Source organism: Pseudomonas sp. GW821-FHT02B10 (genome assembly GCF_059421865.1).
Map to the genome: position 1 here is coordinate 168,403 of NZ_JBWKVU010000013.1, position 16,503 is coordinate 184,905.

A 16,503-nucleotide genomic window follows, 5' to 3' on the forward strand; every position below is an offset into this window, starting at 1 on the left:
ATGGATGAGGCGCTATGCACATAGTTTTTGGCCCGCGATGACCAGTCATCAGTCAGCAATGACGTGCTGAACTATAGAAGCGGTATTCGCTTGAGGACAGTTTTTAGGTGGAAGATTGTTCGGTTTATCGTTTCAAAAATATGCCGTGATCAGCTTGTGAATGGCTACTTTCGGCCAAAATCGATCATTCGAAGACGCCTATGAATCCAAGAGCGATTAATTTTGTTAAAAAAACACCAAGACTACACCTGAGACGAAAGTGGAGACATAGGCCTGGTCATCGTTTCTGGTAGCTGCAGTCGGAAAAATCATCATAGGCATTCAAGAAATCTTCTTTTCATGTTATTCATAAAACTGCACCCATTGGTGTGCGGAAGCTGAACTAGTAAAATACGGAATAGATAAAAACCACGTAGGGACGGATTTATGATACCAATTTATGAGCAGGGGTCTGGCAACGGTATTGGCCATAGCATTAAAACTTTTTTAGCCGAATTTGAAAAAATCGCTATTAATCATGTCGAAAAAGGCAGAGCGAAGTCTATCGCTTTCATTTTTTATGACTTTCAGGATCGCGATTTTAAGAGAGTTTTAAAAAGTGAAGGGGTGTTTACTCAGCTGGATAGACTTTCTGGGAAAGACCTAAGTATTTTCTATTTGCACTCAGGAAATGATCAGGTGCTTTCAAGTTTTAATTCTGTATTGCTCGCTGCCTTAGGCGCTGAAGCGGCTCGCAAACCGTGCGTTGTATTCTGTAAGGCGACTCAGGAAGGGCTTTCTGATATTTCTGTTGCTAATTTAGACAGCGCAGATTTGATTCATGGCTTTCATGAGCTCTACGGGGTGATTGAGTCGTTTTTAAATAGTCAGACTCCAGAAGTAAAGGCAATTGGCTGGGTTGCAAGTGGTGCAAAATTTCTATCGCTGGAAGTGCTTAAGGAGTTAATTAAGGCACTTATTAAAGCTGGTATGTTTTAATTTTTTGGTCTGCGCTGGTTACCGTATGCGGCTTAATTTTACGTGTTTGTTCAGTTGCTTCGACCCTTAGCTTCATAGGCCTCCTTATCGACTTTTTGATTGGGGCTAGCCACTCGTGAGCTTCCGCTCTGGCCGACTCCAGCCTGTCAACACCGGCAGGGGTCGGCCAGAAGCAGACTCTCACTAGACACTGCCTACTAGCCGAAAGATATGAGGTAGTGAATACTCCTCGAACTTATCCTTGATGATATAATTACGCAGACTTAGATTTAATTGAGGTTTGAGATGGAAGATTTTCCGCTAATTTTTGGCGTGGTAATGGGTGTGGCCCCAGCATTCCTTATACTTACGCTGGTTAAAGGGCATGAGCCTTGGAGACTCACCTCGCTTTTAACAGGTATCATCTTGATTGTTGAGGCCACTTTAGTTTTAGGTATGATGACGGAATTTTCTTCGATATTTAGCTTTCTTAAAGACAGAGGGACAATGACAGAAGAAATGATTGAGCACGCCCAACGTAATAATTCACTGTGGACCGTAATGTTCCCAGCTATAGTTGGGGCAATCGGCGCGAACTATATAACCGCTTGGTTTCAGTCTAAGAAGCCATAGGCCAATCACTACATTAGCGACCAACTCTATGGATTGTGGATTCAATCGGCAGCATCAGACCGCAATCGACCCGCAGGCAATGATCCCAGCTTCACGCTAACGCAGCTCTGCTGCGACCTATCACATTAAGTTTTAGCGATTGAGAATTGTAACTAAGGATTATTTGTGGACAAGTCAAAATCTGGGACAAATGCCCTACTCTAAGATTTGAAATACCATAATTGAGGCGATGAGTTCGGCACCGTACTTCTGAATCACGGCACTATAAAATGTTGGTTCCACATGCTTCGCGAATGCCAGCCGCCCTTTGAGTGCATAGATATCTTCACCAGACAATTCGCCAAGTGAGTACTTATGAATCAATGACCTGAAGTATCTTTTCCTCTCCCGACCTAGCGATACTTTGTTGTCATTTGTCAGCACAAGCCCAGTGATATGACGGTTATTTCCTTTTGATGAAAAAACAGTCTTGTCTGAATTTATTCTTAAAGTTGGGTAAGCGAGCTCGGCGCAGATCTTATTAACTATATCGAGAAGCCCAAACAACACGCCTTGAGTATTAGTAGTAAATGTAAGATCATCCGCATACCGAGTATATCTAACACCTATGCGAGCACATTCATCGAAAACCTTACAGTCAAATTCATACATCAAGGTGTTCGATATAAAAGGTGATGATGGTGCCCCAATACTAAGTCTGTGCAAAGGATCTTTCTTTCTAGCCCAGAAAAAGATCTTTTTTACTGCATATGCATCTTCTCGAGAAACACTTCCTCTATGTCTCTTTATGTGCGAAATAAGGTCGCTCGGGCTTATAGAAGGGAAAAAGTCTGAAAAATCCATTTTTAAAAGATATTTGCTATCTAGGTGCGCGGTAGCATTCTCCTTGATACTTACTCCATCTCTATATGCTGTGGCGCAATCATGGACAGGAAGCCCTTTCAAGTAGCTATCGAGAACCATGCGCTGCATCACTTTTAGCACCTCTGTAGGCTGCGCAATAATTCTTACCCCTCGACCGCTCCTTTTAGGGATTGTATATACCTTATATCGATAAGGCGCCGTATTCACAAAGGTTACTAATTCCGCTGTGCTAATCAGTAGCTTGCTTGCCAGCTCTTCTAAAATCAGCATCAATCCGCCCCCGCTGGTAAGATGACTGGCTCGGGAGCAGCTTTAGCGTAGGCCGACTGAATAACATGCATTCTTTTTGTCTCGCCATCATTAGTTGCATAATACTGCTGGGCTGCAAGCTTCACCTTAGTCGGTTCAAATTTACCCGCAAACTCCACCATAACTACATCGAGAGTAACATAATAATACTCGACATGCCCTCGCTTTGAACTGTCAATCAAGTTGAACTTACCAAGAAGAAAAAGAAGCCTTTTGAGCTTATCTCTTGAAATATTAATATCGATAGCCTGAAGATAAGCTTCAATCTCCATGAACTTTAAAGCCCTGAAAACTTTCACAACCTCATAGATTACAAAGGCGATATGTCCCTCATTATCTATATTGAACGCCTCTGAACCATCTCGGTTTGATATCGCACCTAAAATATCCTCTCTCATTTCTTTCAATGAGGTAGAAAGGCTTCCTGCCAGATCATCGTTATCCCATGGATATGAGCAGACGCTACTTTCCTTTACGCCTTGTAGATATCTTAACGGCCCAAGCCTTATGAAGGAGCTTTCCTCATAATGATCCTGTCTTACAAAAACTAGTATTTTATTTTTGAGCGCTTTGTTTTTCACGAACAGCCCCAGCTCAGCTAGCGCACCTGGACTTTCGAGAATTATAACTATCAGGGACGATATGTGAGCAATGTCACTCTCAAAGGCCAAGAGATCTTTATAAACAGCATCATGAATCCAGTCTTTAAAGTCTTCAGCAAGAGTAATACTGTCCGCGAGATGACATTGGGCTTTATGCAAATACTCAACAAGCGCCCCTCTAACAGAGATCGGCGCAGGCGATTTAATGTCGACCTGGCCGCCGCAGAGAAAAAGGATTGGATGAGTCAGGACGATACGGGAATTTTCGAGAGAAATATGCGCTAGCGACTCGAGCCTTTTATCGTCGAACTTCAAAGTCACTTTAGTCAACCCTAGTCCATGGCATTTGTTTGCGTCTCCAGGAGGTTCTCTTTACCAAGATATAGCGGCGAAGGCTCGCGTGGGCTTTGCGAGGAGTGCGAGGTACGAGTGCGACGAGTGAAGCCCACGCGAGCCTTCGTCGCAACTAATACCGTTCAATAAATTAGAGTCTGGCTATACACCGGACTAGAGCTCGAAAGCTCCTAAAACGCGTAAAGAGGACGCCATCTTATTAGGGCACGAGCTTTTGTCAAGCCTACTTTTCGGGTGATCCGTAGGCCTGTTCAATCAGCCTTGACGAGGTTCTAAGCACATTTTCCAGCGGGCGGCACGCTCTACAGCCCGTTCCGGACTCAAACGCAGAAACATGTCCATAACGTCTGCAGCGCCTTGGCACATATCCTCCGACTCACGTCCTCAGATTGCCTAACAGGTATGGTCGCAAACGGTCGCTCATGAACGTCTGCTATTGGCCGATTCTGTTGAAAAAGTCGGTCTGCCCAAACTGCCTGATCATTGACTGGTGAAAACGCCTTTTTTGCACGCTGCTACGTGAAATCCGAGTCCGGGAAGCCCTGCCAAAAGTAAAGATTTCAATCTCGGACGCGTACTTTTCTGATGCGCAAACCATGGCCGACTTTTTCAACAGAATCGGCCGGCAGCGAACGCTCCTCAACCAATCAGATATCTACATTACTCATCAGCATTCAAGAACCGAGAAATAGCTCAAGAGTGCCCCGTAAATCACAGCAGTGATGAGGGTAAGCAGCTATCAATAGCCGTTCAAGATTAAGAGAGTGCTTCAGAAGTTCGCCGGCGTATTCGCACTAATAATCTCCGCCTCATCCTGTCCAATATTGCGAAACTTATGCGGCAAGGTGGTCGGAAAATAATACCCATCCCCCGGATTCAACACGCTCACCTGCCCGTCCACCGTCAGTTCCACGGTGCCACGGGTGACGAGGCCGCACTCCTCCCCTTCCGCATGCACGATGGGTTCGTCGCCGGAGCTCGCGCCGGGGGCGTATTGTTCGCGCAGGAAGCGCATCTGGCGGGTTGGCAGGGCGGCGCCGATCAGCAGCAGGCGGGCGCCGTCGCGGCCGAGGTCGGGTTGTTCGTTGGCGCGGAAGACGTATTGGTGTTCGCGCGGGGGCTGGTCGAAGGTGAAGAAGTCGGCCAGGGACATGGGGATGCCTTCGAGCAGCTTTTTCAGGGAGCTGACGGAGGGGCTGACGCGGTTCTGTTCGATCAGGGAGATGGTGGCGTTGGTCACGCCGCTGCGCCGGGCCAGCTCGCGCTGGGACAGTTTGTAGCTTTCGCGAACGAGTTTGAGTCGGGTGCCCGTGTCCATAACAGCCTTATGCGAGAGGAACTTAAGGGTATTCGGCGCTTGGGTCGCGATTGTCGCGATTTGGGTGCCTCTGGAGCCTGAAAGGCGGCTATTTAAACATGTTTGACGGCGCTGCTGTAAGGGCTGGCGATGAGGGGTTTACGGGGATTTTACGGTGGGTTTGCGGGCCTTGGGAGGTCCTGCGGACCTCGGCGCAGCCTCGCTGGGGCTCGGCAGCGGCTACAGGTCGGCGTTGAGCCGAGGTTGGCCCGGTGCTGAGGCCGTCTGGGGTCTGTAGCCGCTGTCGAGCGTTAGCGAGGCTGCGTACGACCTGGGCGGCATTCCGACGCAGCGGGCGCCAAACCTGGAGACGCGGAGTGTCTGGCGCTCCGCGTTATCGTTCATCGCGAGCAAGCTGCGCTCCTACAAGAGCAGGAACGCGGGGCGCCATGCCCATGTGCCCTGTCGCTTAGATACCGAAGCGGTCGCGCAGCGCGTAGTACGCGGCGCCCATGGCGGTCAGCGGGGCCTGGAAGGTGCGGCCGCCGATCATCGGCATGTGCGGCAGCGACGCGAAGGCGTCGAAGCGTTCGGCGTCGCCACGGATCATTTCCGCGATCAGTTTGCCGGCCAGGTGCGAGCAGGTGACGCCGTGGCCGCTGTAGCCCTGCATGTAGTAGGCGTTCTTTTCGATGCGGCCGAATTGCGGCATGCGCGACATGGTCAGCAGGAAGTTGCCGGTCCAGCGGTAATCGATCTTCACGTCCTTGAGCTGGGGGAAGGTCTTGAGGATCTTCGGCCGGATCAGTTGCTCGATGTCGTTCGGCTCGCGGGCACCGTAGACCACGCCACCACCGTACAGCAGGCGGTTGTCGGCGGTGAGGCGGTAGTAGTCCAGCAGGTAGTTGCAGTCTTCGACGCAGTAGTTGTTGCGGATCAGGCTGCGGGCCACTTTTTCCGACAGCGGTTCGGTGACCACGATCTGCGAGCCGCACGGCATGCTCTTGCGGGTCACCCGTGGGTCGAGGTCCTGCTGCAGGTAGGCGTTGCCGGCGATCAACAGGTACTTGGCGCGCACCACGCCCTTGGCGGTGCGCACGATATTCGGTTCACCGTAGGTGATTTCCAGCGCCGCCGACTGCTCGAAGATCTTGCCGCCCAGGCCGATGATGGCGCTGGCTTCGCCCAGGGCCAGGTTCAGCGGGTGAATGTGCCCGCCCTGCATGTCCAGCAGGCCGCCGACGTAGGCGTCGGAACCGACTTCCCGGGCGATCTGCGCCTGGTCCAGCAGCTTCAGGTTGTTGTTGCCGTAGCGCTCCCAGCTGGCCTTCTGTTCGGCCAGGCCCTTGAGCTGCTTCTTGTTCATGGCGGCGAAGATGCCACCCGGGCGGTAGTCGCACTGGATGTCGTAGTGCTGGATGCGCTGGCGAATGATGTCGGCGCCTTCGAAGATCATGCTGCCCAGCACTTCGGCGCTTTTTTCGCCGTAGCGCGACTCGATCACGTCGACGTCGCGGCTGTAGGAGTTGACCAGTTGCCCGCCGTTGCGCCCGCTGGCGCCGAAGCCGACCTTGGCCGCTTCGAGCACGGTGACGCTGTAGCCCGCCTCGGCGAGGAACAGCGCCGAGGACAGGCCGGTGTAGCCGGCGCCGATCACACAGACGTCACATTCCACCAGTTCTTCCAGCACCGGGAAATCGGCGGTCGGGTTGCGGGTCGCGGCGTAGTAGCTGTTTACGTAGGTTTGCATCATCAGAGTCCCCAGCGGGTGCCGCCCAAGGCCGGCCCCGCTGTTGTTGTTAGGGTTAGAGCTTGATCCAGGTCGCTTTCAGCTCGGTGTACTTGTCGAAGGCGTGCAGCGATTTGTCGCGACCATTACCCGACTGTTTGAAGCCGCCGAACGGCGCGGTCATGTCGCCGCCGTCGTACTGGTTGACCCACACGCTGCCGGCGCGCAGGCCGCGGGCGAAGCGGTGGGCGCGGCTGAGGTTGCTGGTCCAGACCCCGGCCGCCAGGCCGAAGATGCTGTCGTTGGCGATCGCCAGGGCTTCTTCTTCCGTGTCGAAACTGATGACCGACAGCACCGGGCCGAAGATCTCTTCGCGGGCGATGGTCATGGCGTTGGTCACGCCGTCGAAAATCGTCGGCTCGACATACAGGCCGCCGGTGCTTTCCAACGTCCGCGCGCCGCCGGCCAGCAGTTGACCGCCCTGCTCCTTGCCGATGCCGATGTAACGCAGCACGTTCTCCAGCTGACGCTGATCCACCAGCGCGCCGACGCGGGTATCCGGGTCCAAGGCATGGCCGGGTTTCCAGGCCTTGATGGCCTCCACCAGCAGCGGAATGAATTGCTCGCGGATCGAGCGTTCCAGCAACAGGCGCGAACCGGCGGTGCAGACTTCGCCCTGGTTGAAGGCGATGGCGCTGGCCGCCGCTTCTGCCGCGGCACGCAGGTCCGGCGCGTCGGCGAACACCACGTTGGGGCTCTTGCCGCCCGCCTCCAGCCACACGCGCTTCATGTTGCTCTGCCCGGAATACACCAGCAGTTGCTTGCCCACCGCGGTGGAGCCGGTGAACGCCAGCACGTCCACGTCCATATGCAGGGCCAGGGCCTTGCCCACGGTGTGGCCGTAGCCCGGCAGCACGTTGAACACACCCTTGGGGATGCCGGCATCCAGCGCCAGCTGGGCGATGCGGATCGCGGTCAGCGGCGACTTTTCCGAAGGCTTGAGGATGAACGAGTTGCCCGCCGCCAGGGCCGGGGCGAATTTCCAGCTGGCCATGATCAGCGGGAAGTTCCACGGCACGATGGCCGCCACCACGCCGGAGGCTTCGCGAGTCACCAGGCCCAGTTGATCGTGGGGCGTGGCCGCGACTTCGTCGTAGATTTTGTCGATGGCCTCGGCGCTCCAGCGGATCGCGTTGGCGGTGGCCGGCACGTCGATGCTCAGGGAATCGCCGATGGGCTTGCCCATGTCCAGGGTTTCCAGGAGCGCCAGTTCTTCCTGGTGCTCGAGGATCAAATCGGCGAAGCGGATCAGCACGCGCTTGCGCTCGGCCGGGGCCTTACGCGACCACACGCCGGACTCGAACGCCTGGCGTGCCACCTGCACCGCCCGGTTGGCGTCGGCCTCGTCGGTGCTGGCGACGTTGGCCAAAAAGCGCCCGTCCACCGGGCTGATGCACTCGAAAGTGGCCGCGCTGGCGGCATGGCAATACTGGCCGTCGATAAAGGCGCGACCTTCGAGGGTCAAGGACTGGAAGCGCTGCTCCCAGTCGCTGCGGGATTTAGTCATGGCAAATACTCAACGCAGGAAAAGGAACGGCCATCAGACCGTGTGCAGGTACCAGTTGTATTCGAGATCGGAGATCGAGTTTTCGAACTCGGCCAGCTCGCTTTCCTTACAGGCGACGAACACGTCGATGTACATCGGGTCGATGTACTTGGCCATCACCTCGCTGTCGTCCAGCACGCGCAGGGCGTCGCGCAGGTTGCTCGGCAGGCTCTGCTCGTTCTGCTCGTAGGAGTTGCCTTCCACCGGCGCGCCGGGCTCGATCTGGTTGGTCAGGCCGTGGTGAATACCGGCCAGTACCGAAGCCATCAGCAGGTAGGGGTTGGCGTCGGCGCCGGCGACACGGTGTTCGATGCGTACGGCATCGGAAGAACCGGTCGGCACGCGCACGGCCACGGTGCGGTTGTCGATGCCCCAGCTCGGCGAGTTAGGCACATAGAACTGCGCGCCGAAACGGCGGTAGGAGTTGACGTTCGGGCAGAGGAACGCCATCTGCGCCGGCAGGGTTTCCAGCACGCCGCCAATGGCGTGGCGCAGGGCGTCGTTGGTTTCCGGGTCGTCACTGGCGAAGATGTTGTTGCCTTGCTTGTCGAGAATCGAGATGTGCACGTGCAGGCCGTTGCCGGCCTGGCCCGGGTACGGCTTGGCCATGAAGGTGGTGTCCATCTCATGGTCGTAGGCGATGTTTTTCACCAGGCGCTTGAGCAGCACCGCGTAGTCGCAGGCTTTGATCGGGTCGGAGACGTGGTGCAGGTTGACTTCGAACTGCGCCGGGGCGCTTTCCTTGACGATGGCGTCGGCGGGGATACCCTGCTCTTTCGCGCCTTCGAGGATGTCTTGCAGGCAGTCGACATATTCGTCGAGGTCGTCGATCAGGTAGACCTGGGTCGACTGCGGACGCTTGCCGGAAATCGGCGAACGTGGCGACTGCGGGCGACCGTTCACGTTGTCCTGGTCGATCAGGTAGAACTCCAGCTCGAAGGCCGCGCAGATGGTCAGGCCCAGCTCGTCGAACTTGGCAACGACCTGGCGCAGCACTTCCCGCGGGTCGGCGAAGAACGGCTGGCCTTCGATTTCGTGCATGGTCATCAGCAGTTGCGCGGTCGGGCGCTTCTGCCAGGGCTCGACGCTGAGGGTGCCGGGGATCGGGTAGCAGATGCGGTCGGCGTCGCCGATGTCCAGGCCCAGGCCGGTGCTTTCCACGGTGGAGCCGTTGATATCCAGGGCGAACAGCGAGGCCGGCAGGTTGATGCCCTTCTCGTACACCTTGTGCAGGGCGGTACGTTCGATGCGCTTGCCGCGCACCACGCCGTTCATGTCTGCAATCAGCAGGTCGACGTAGAGGATCTCGGGATGGTTCTTCAGGAAGGCGTTGGCTTCGTTGAGCTGAACGGCACGCAGTGGGACCGACATGATGCACCTATGTGTTAATTATTATGTTCAAAGCGGTTTCGTGGCAGCAGTCAATCCGAAAGGAAAAGTGAAGTCAATAGCGAACACGGGGCCCACAGCGTTAAATATTTTGCCCTATATGGCCGCACAAGCAGGCAATAGACCCACAGATACCGAATATCCGACGAGCTGCGTTTAGAATTTTTTACACGAAAGTTGTTAATTAAAATCAACGAGGATAAGCTCTGGAAAAACTCGTTCCAGCGTGAATTTCGAGGTGATAAAAATGGCATTCAAGCCATTGATCGGCGTTACTGCGTGCGTCAAAGAGATCGGGCTGCACCCCTACCACGTCAGCGGCGACAAGTACTTGCGTGCTGTCAGCAGCGCGGCCGAGGGCCTGCCCCTGATCATTCCTTCCCTGGCGGACCTCATCGATACCGAGGCTCTGCTGCAGAACCTGGACGGCCTGCTGTTCACCGGCTCGCCGTCGAATGTGGAGCCCTTCCACTATCAGGGCCCGGACAGCGAACCGGGCACCGCCCACGATCCCCAGCGCGATGCCACCACCCTGCCCCTGCTGCGCGCGGCGATTGCCGCCGGCGTGCCGGTGCTGGGCATCTGCCGCGGCTTCCAGGAAATGAACGTGGCCTTCGGCGGCAGCCTGCACCAGAAGGTGCATGAGTTGCCGGGCTACCTCGATCACCGCGAGGCCGACCACCCGGACCTGGCCGTGCAATATGCCCCCGCCCATGCCGTCAGGGTGCAAGCGAGCGGCGTGTTCCAGGCCCTGGACCTGCCCCAGGAATTCCAGGTCAACTCGATCCACAGCCAAGGCATCGACCGCCTGGCCCCCGGCCTGCGCGCCGAGGCGCTGGCACCGGACGGGCTGATCGAAGCCGTGTCGGTGCAACACAGCACGGCCTTTGCCTTGGGCGTGCAGTGGCATCCGGAATGGCAGGTGCTGTCGAACCCGGTCTACCTGCGGATCTTCCAGGCCTTCGGCGATGCCTGCCGGCAACGGGCGGCGCAGCGCAACGGCTACTGATCAAAAGCTTCACCCACGAAATTGACTGCCACGCCCCCGGCCGGCGGCGGCGCGCCTTTGTGCGCCCGCCCCGGGCCGTGGGGCGGTTCAAGCCACACCCAGCACTACGAGAACCTGCTTTTAACAACAAGAACCAGCGTCAGGCCGCCAGGACGGCAGCGCCGAATAAACCCGCCACCGCGGGTTTGTCATCCATCTATTAAGCCGGGCCGCTTTGGCCCGACGACTGACATCTGTTGGGAGTTCCACATGGCAAACGCCTCCAGCACGTACAGAAAGGCTCTGGAAGGTCACCCGCAACCGCAGAAGGTGCTGGTGAGAGTCGACCGCGTGACCAAGAAGTTCGATGAAACCGTGGCCGTGGACGATGTGTCCCTGGACATTCACCAGGGCGAGATCTTCGCCCTGCTCGGTGGCTCGGGTTCCGGCAAGTCCACCCTGCTGCGCATGCTGGCGGGCTTCGAGCGGCCGACGGAGGGGCGTATCTACCTGGACGGCGTGGACATCACCGACATGCCGCCCTATGAGCGGCCGATCAACATGATGTTCCAGTCCTACGCGCTGTTCCCGCACATGACCGTGGCGCAGAACATCGCCTTCGGCCTCAAGCAGGACCGCCTGCCGGCCAGCGAAATCGACGCGCGGGTGGAAGAGATGCTGCGCCTGGTGCACATGACCCAGTACGCCAGGCGCAAGCCGCACCAGCTGTCCGGCGGCCAGCGCCAGCGCGTGGCCCTGGCCCGCTCCCTGGCCAAGCGGCCGAAGCTGCTGCTGCTTGATGAACCCATGGGCGCCCTGGATAAAAAGCTGCGCTCGCAAATGCAGCTGGAACTGGTGGAGATCATCGAGCGCGTCGGCGTGACCTGCGTGATGGTGACCCACGACCAGGAAGAAGCCATGACCATGGCCCAGCGCATCGCCATCATGCACCTGGGCTGGATCGCCCAGATCGGCAGCCCGATCGACATCTACGAAGCCCCGGTCAGCCGCATGGTCTGCGAGTTCATCGGCAACGTGAACGCCTTCGACGGCACCGTCATCGAAGACCTGGAAGGTCACGCGGTGATCCACTGCCCGGAGCTGGAACAGCAGATCTACGTCGGCCACGGCGTCAGCACCTCGGTGCAGGACAAGTCGGTGACCTACGCCATCCGCCCGGAAAAGATGCTGGTCAGCACCAACCAACCCGAGCACCGCTACAACTGGTCCCGGGGCAAGGTGCATGACATCGCCTACCTCGGCGGGCATTCGGTGTTCTACGTCGAACTACCCGGCGGCAAGATCGTCCAGTCGTTCATGGCCAACGCCGAACGCCGCGGCGCGCGGCCGACCTGGGACGACCAGGTGTACGTGTGGTGGGAAGACGACAGCGGCGTGGTACTGCGCGCATGAATACCTCCAGCATGACTCTCAATCAGCGTTTGTCCCGTGTGCTGCCCAGCGGTCGCAAGCTGGTGATCGGCATTCCCTTCCTCTGGCTGTTCCTGTTCTTCATGCTGCCGTTTTTCCTGGTGATGAAGATCAGCTTCTCGGAAGCGGCCCTGGCCATTCCGCCCTACTCGGAGATATACAGCTTCGCCGAACAGAAATTCCAGCTGCTGCTCAACGTCGGCAACTACGCGTTGCTGGTGGGTGACGAGCTGTACATCTCGGCCTACCTCGGCTCGCTGAAAGTCGCCCTGCTCAGCACCCTGATGTGTCTGGTGATCGGCTTCCCCATGGCCTACGCGATCACCAAGGCCAGCAAGGAAACCCAGAACGTCTTGCTGCTGCTGATCATGATGCCGACCTGGACCGCGATCCTGATCCGCGTCTACGCCTGGATGGGCATCCTCAGCAACAACGGTTTGCTCAACGGTTTCCTGATGTGGAGCGGCCTGACCTCGGAGCCGATCGAGATCCTCAACACCAACACCGCGGTCTATATCGGCGTGGTCTACGCCTACCTGCCGTTCATGGTGCTGCCGCTGTACGCCAACCTGGTCAAGCACGACCAGAGCCTGCTGGAGGCCGCGTCGGACCTGGGTTCGAGCAACTTCAACAACTTCTGGAAAATCACCGTGCCCCTGGCCAAGAACGGCATCATTGCCGGTTGCATGTTGGTGTTCATTCCGGTGGTCGGCGAGTTCGTGATTCCCGAGCTGCTGGGCGGCCCGGAAACCCTGATGATCGGCCGCGTGCTGTGGCAGGAGTTCTTCAACAACCGTGACTGGCCGGTGGCCTCCGCCCTGGCGGTGGTGATGCTGGCGATCCTGATTATTCCGATCCTGCTGTTCAACCGCAGCCAGGCCAAAGAGATGGAGGGACGGGCATGAAACGTTTCGGATTTTCCAGCCTGATGCTGGTGCTCGGCCTGGTGTTCATTTACCTGCCGATGCTGATCCTGGTGATCTACTCGTTCAACGCTTCCAAGCTGGTGACGGTCTGGGGCGGCTGGTCGGTGAAATGGTACGTCGGCCTGCTGGATAACCAGCAGTTGATGGGCTCGGTGGTGCGCTCCCTGGAGATCGCCTGCTACACCGCGATCGCCGCGGTGGCCCTGGGCACCCTGGCGGCCTTCGTGCTGACCCGGGTCACCCGCTTCAAGGGCCGCACCCTGTTCGGCGGCCTGGTCACCGCGCCGCTGGTGATGCCAGAGGTGATCACCGGCCTGTCGCTGTTGCTGCTGTTCGTGGCCATGGCGCAGATGATCGGCTGGCCGCAGGAGCGTGGCATCGTCACCATCTGGATCGCCCACACCACATTCTGCGCCGCCTATGTGGCCGTGGTAGTCTCCGCGCGCTTGCGTGAGCTGGACCTGTCCATCGAAGAGGCGGCCATGGACCTGGGTGCGCGGCCGTGGAAGGTGTTTTTCCTGATCACCATCCCGATGATCGCCCCGTCGCTGGCGGCCGGCGGCATGATGTCCTTCGCCCTGTCCCTGGACGACCTGGTGCTGGCGAGCTTCGTCTCCGGCCCGGGTTCCACCACCTTGCCGATGGAAGTGTTCTCGGCGGTGCGCCTCGGGGTGAAACCGGAAATCAACGCCGTGGCCAGCCTGATCTTGCTGGCGGTGTCGCTGGTGACCTTCCTGGTCTGGTACTTCGGCCGGCGCGCCGAAGCGGCCCGCAAGCGGGCGATCCAGGAAGCCATGGACTACACCGCCAACGAATCCTGGCAGCCAGCGGCCGCCAGCAAACCCGCTGCACCAGCGCCTGCGACGGCCTAGGCCATCGCGTTCACGACACACGGCGGCGCCTGGATCGCCAGCACGCTCGCTCCTACAGACATGCACCGTCCCTGTAGGAGCCAGCTCGCTGGCGATGGCGCCCACCCTGACACACCGCATTGCGAATGCAGCAATTCTGCACAATAAGAAATGGAGTTGTAGTGATGAAAATGCTTGGCAGGACACTGTTCGCCAAAACCATGCTGACCCTGTCCTTGATGGGCACGATGGTGACCGGCGCTCAAGCCAGCGACAAGGAGCTGCGTGTCTACAACTGGTCGGACTATATCGCCCCGGACACCCTGAAGAAGTTCGAGGCCGAGACCGGCATCCATGTCATCTACGATGTCTTCGACAGCAACGAAACCCTGGAAGCGCGCCTGCTCACCGGCAAGTCCGGCTATGACATCGTGGTTCCGTCCAACAGCTTTATGGCCAAGCAGATCAAGGCCGGGGTCTACCAGGCACTGGACAAGTCGCGGCTGCCGAACTGGAAGAACCTCAACCCGGTGCTGCTGCAGAACGTCGCCGCCAGCGACCCGGACAACGCCCACGCCTTCCCGTACATGTGGGGCTCGATCGGCATCGGCTACAACCCGGACAAGGTCAAGGCGGTGCTCGGTAGCGACGCGCCGACCAACTCCTGGGACCTGCTGTTCAAGCCGGAGAACGCCGAGAAGCTCAAGGCTTGCGGCATCAGCTTCCTCGACTCGCCGACGGAAATGCTCCCCGCCGCCCTGCACTACCTGGGCTACCCGGTGACCAGCAAGGACAAGGCGCAGATCCTCGAGGCCGAGGCGCTGTTCATGAAGATCCGTCCTTCGGTGACCTACTTCCATTCCTCCAAGTACATCTCCGACCTGGCCAACGGCAATATCTGCGTGGCCGTGGGTTACTCCGGCGACGTGCTGCAGGCCCGCTCGCGCGCCGCAGAGGCCGGCAACAAGGAAAAGGTCGCCTTCAGCATTCCCAAGGAAGGCGCCGGCAGCTTCTACGACATGATGGCCATGCCCAAGGACGCGGCCAACGTCGACAACGCCTACCTGTTCATGAACTTCCTGATGCGCCCGGACATCATCGCCGAGGTCACCAACAGCCTCGGCTACAGCAACGCCAACGCCGCCGCCACGCCGCTGGTGGACGAAGCCATCCGCAACGACCCGGCCTCGTACCCGCAGCAGGCCGTGCTCGCCACCCTGTACGCGGTACCCGACCAGCCGATCGCCATCCAGCGCGTGATGAACCGCGGCTGGACGCGGATCAAGCTCGGCAAATGACACCCCGCGCCCGCCATCGCGGCGGGCGCCGCAGCCCTCTTCCGTTCAGTCGCGCCTTACCACCGCGACACCCCTGCGAACGGGCTCGCCTGGCTCCCTCGGTTCAGGTGACTCCCTGGCGCCCTCCTCGGGCGCCTTTTTTCTGTAGCCGCTGCCGCAGGCTGCGATCGGCCCGAAGGGGCGCGGCGATCTCAAGACCCCTGAAGGCCCTACGGGCCTTATCGCAGCCTCGCAGGCTCGGCAGCGGCTACAGGATCGGGGCATGGCTTCATGTAGCCGCTGCCGCAGGCTGCGATCGGCCCGAAGGGACGCAAGGATCTCAAGCCCCATGAAGGCCCTGCGGGCCTTATCGCAGCCTCGCGGGCTCGGCAGCGGCTACAGGGCCGCTGCCAGGTTTCATGTAGCCGCTGCCGCAGGCTGCGATCGGCCCGCAGGGACGTGGCGATCTCAAGACCCATGAAGGCCCTGCGGGCCTTATCGCAGCCTCGCAGGCTCGGCAGCGGCTACAAGGGCGCTGCCAGGTTTCATGTAGCCGCTGCCGCAGGCTGCGATCGGCCCGAAGGGACGCTGCGATCTCAAGACCCATGAAGGCCCTGCGGGCCTTGTCGCAGCCTCGCAGGCTCGGCAGCGGCTACAGGGCGCGCTCTTGGATGGGGCGCTTTCCAGGCAGAAACGATTCAGTGGCGTTTTTCCTTCTGTGGGTGCCGCTTTCAACCTTGCCCCTTCGTTCACTCTCTACGATTCTGTAGAGACCCCCGCGGGGCGGCGCCAGGCCGTCCCAGGCAAAACAACAGGAGCGCCCCATGAAGAGCGTCGCTGAAGTACTGAAGTTGAAGGCCAAGCACAACCAGCAAGTGCACACCATCGCGCCCCACCAGATGGTGCTCGAGGCGCTGATGCTGATGGCCGAGAAGAACGTCGGCGCCCTGCCCGTGATGCAGAACGGCGAAGTGGTCGGGGTCATCAGCGAACGCGACTACGCGCGCAAACTGGTGCTGCACGGCCGCTCCTCGGTGGGCACGCCGGTCAGCGCGATCATGAGCTCGCCGGTGATCACCGTGGACTCGCACCAGAGCGTGGAAACCTGCATGGGCATCATGACCGACAGCCACCTGCGGCACCTGCCGGTGGTGGAAGACGGCCAGTTGCTGGGCCTGCTGTCGATCGGCGACCTGGTCAAGGAAGCCATCGCCGAACAGGCCGACCTGATCCGCCAGCTGGAACAGTACATTCGCGGCGAGTAAGCCCGCCCCCACGACCCAACCCCCT

General features: G+C 58.4%; 14 protein-coding genes. 8 read left to right on the forward strand and 6 right to left on the reverse strand.

What is annotated here, in order from left to right:
* Positions 1–426: 426 nt before the first annotated feature.
* The gene (locus AC07VU_RS24725; RefSeq protein ID WP_495030659.1) at positions 427–978 is read left to right on the forward strand and encodes a hypothetical protein; all 552 of its coding nucleotides are present in this window, start codon (positions 427–429) and stop codon (positions 976–978) included.
* A gap of 285 nt (positions 979–1,263) precedes the next feature.
* Positions 1,264–1,590 (forward strand): hypothetical protein, encoded by a 327-nt coding sequence (locus AC07VU_RS24730; RefSeq protein WP_493185139.1) that lies wholly within the window; start codon positions 1,264–1,266, stop codon positions 1,588–1,590.
* Positions 1,591–1,785: 195 nt separating this feature from the next.
* Here the strand turns inward: AC07VU_RS24730 and AC07VU_RS24735 are convergent, their stop codons facing one another.
* The 6 genes from AC07VU_RS24735 to AC07VU_RS24760 form a co-directional block, all read right to left on the reverse strand.
* On the reverse strand, positions 1,786–2,724 hold the full coding sequence (locus AC07VU_RS24735; RefSeq protein ID WP_101337468.1) for a retron St85 family RNA-directed DNA polymerase: 939 nt from the start codon (positions 2,722–2,724) through the stop codon (positions 1,786–1,788).
* Positions 2,724–3,686: a retron St85 family effector protein gene (locus AC07VU_RS24740; RefSeq protein ID WP_256593483.1), complete on the reverse strand. Its 963-nt coding sequence runs from the start codon at positions 3,684–3,686 to the stop codon at positions 2,724–2,726. Before AC07VU_RS24740 ends, AC07VU_RS24735 begins: the two co-directional genes overlap by 1 nt.
* Before the next feature lie 802 nt (positions 3,687–4,488).
* Entirely contained in the window at positions 4,489–5,037 is a 549-nt protein-coding gene (locus tag AC07VU_RS24745; protein WP_007922919.1) for a cupin domain-containing protein, read from the reverse strand.
* A gap of 448 nt (positions 5,038–5,485) precedes the next feature.
* Entirely contained in the window at positions 5,486–6,769 is a 1,284-nt protein-coding gene (locus AC07VU_RS24750) for an NAD(P)/FAD-dependent oxidoreductase (RefSeq protein ID WP_274306360.1), read from the reverse strand.
* 52 nt (positions 6,770–6,821) lie between these two features.
* A complete protein-coding gene (locus AC07VU_RS24755) occupies positions 6,822–8,312 on the reverse strand; it encodes an aldehyde dehydrogenase (protein ID WP_495030660.1) in 1,491 nt (496 codons plus the stop codon).
* Positions 8,313–8,345: 33 nt separating this feature from the next.
* Complete coding sequence (locus tag AC07VU_RS24760) at positions 8,346–9,722, reverse strand: glutamine synthetase family protein (protein ID WP_007922908.1); 1,377 nt, start codon at positions 9,720–9,722, stop codon at positions 8,346–8,348.
* A gap of 265 nt (positions 9,723–9,987) precedes the next feature.
* Between AC07VU_RS24760 and AC07VU_RS24765 the strand changes: the two genes are divergently transcribed.
* From AC07VU_RS24765 to AC07VU_RS24790, 6 genes are all read left to right on the forward strand, one after another.
* Entirely contained in the window at positions 9,988–10,749 is a 762-nt protein-coding gene (locus AC07VU_RS24765) for a gamma-glutamyl-gamma-aminobutyrate hydrolase family protein (protein WP_495030661.1), read from the forward strand.
* Between the two features lie 249 nt (positions 10,750–10,998).
* Positions 10,999–12,141 carry an ABC transporter ATP-binding protein gene (locus tag AC07VU_RS24770; RefSeq protein ID WP_087088242.1) on the forward strand — a complete coding sequence of 381 codons (1,143 nt, stop codon included), beginning with the start codon at positions 10,999–11,001 and terminating at the stop codon, positions 12,139–12,141.
* A gap of 41 nt (positions 12,142–12,182) precedes the next feature.
* Complete coding sequence (locus AC07VU_RS24775; protein WP_162235127.1) at positions 12,183–13,064, forward strand: ABC transporter permease subunit; 882 nt, start codon at positions 12,183–12,185, stop codon at positions 13,062–13,064.
* Positions 13,061–13,957: an ABC transporter permease subunit gene (locus AC07VU_RS24780; protein WP_284168689.1), complete on the forward strand. Its 897-nt coding sequence runs from the start codon at positions 13,061–13,063 to the stop codon at positions 13,955–13,957. Before AC07VU_RS24775 ends, AC07VU_RS24780 begins: the two co-directional genes overlap by 4 nt.
* A 164-nt stretch (positions 13,958–14,121) precedes the next feature.
* Complete coding sequence (locus AC07VU_RS24785) at positions 14,122–15,234, forward strand: polyamine ABC transporter substrate-binding protein (RefSeq protein WP_495030662.1); 1,113 nt, start codon at positions 14,122–14,124, stop codon at positions 15,232–15,234.
* A gap of 803 nt (positions 15,235–16,037) precedes the next feature.
* Positions 16,038–16,478, forward strand: a complete 441-nt coding sequence (locus AC07VU_RS24790) for a CBS domain-containing protein (protein ID WP_007930897.1) — start codon at positions 16,038–16,040, stop codon at positions 16,476–16,478.
* Positions 16,479–16,503 lie beyond the last annotated feature (25 nt).